The organism is Nocardioides luteus (genome assembly GCF_014648595.1).
GTDB classification, from domain to species: Bacteria; Actinomycetota; Actinomycetes; order Propionibacteriales; family Nocardioidaceae; genus Nocardioides; species Nocardioides luteus.
This window is the reverse complement of sequence record NZ_BMRK01000049.1, coordinates 1-658: the sequence shown is the minus strand read 5'-3', so window position 1 is coordinate 658 and position 658 is coordinate 1. Positions and strand designations below refer to the sequence as shown.

Sequence of the window (658 nt, the reverse complement as noted above, 5' to 3'; positions counted from 1 at the left end):
AAGATTCCGCCTATATCGGGGCGGCGGCGAGGGGCGTGGCGCGGGCTCAGGTGACTTGGAAGAGCCGACGTCGAGCTATGGCGGGGACCCCTCGCCACCACTGGTCGAGCCGCCGGAGCCGCCAGGCGAAAAGCGTGTCGAGACCAGCACCGTCGCTCGCCGTCCGCTTCCGTAGCGACTGAAGCTCCGGTGGTCTCCACCGGTGGTCGAGCTTGTCGAGACCACCCTCTGTGGAACATCGGCCTTCCTGAGGCGTGCAACAGATCGGGGCGGGCGTTGCTCGAAGAGGGGTCTCGACAAGCTCGACCCCCGGTAGCGCAGGGTGGGGGTCAGATGTCGGCGCGGCGACTGAACCGGATCTGCCCGTCGGTCCGCCGGTCGTAGGTGTAGTTCGGATCGTGGATCCGGTGATGGTCGCTCGGGCACAGCAGGACCATGTCGGCGAGGTTGGTCTTGCCGCCTTCGCCCCACGGTTTCAGATGATGCGCTTCGGTCCAGGCGGCTGGTGCGTCGCAGTCCTCTGCTTGGCAGCACTTGTCTCGTAGGCGGAGTGCGCGGTGTTGGGTCGGGTGCGCCAGGCGGGCGGTGCGGCCGAGGTCGAGGATCTCCGAGTCGGTGCCCAACACGACGGGGACGAGGTCGGCGTTGCACGCCATCC

At 67.8% G+C, this 658-nt stretch carries 1 protein-coding gene; it reads right to left on the bottom strand.

Going from position 1 to position 658, the window contains the following annotated elements:
* Nucleotides 1–329: 329 nt before the first annotated feature.
* Nucleotides 330–658 (bottom strand): HNH endonuclease signature motif containing protein (locus tag IEY81_RS23910; protein ID WP_189121001.1); only part of this gene is annotated, 329 nt, incomplete at its 5' end.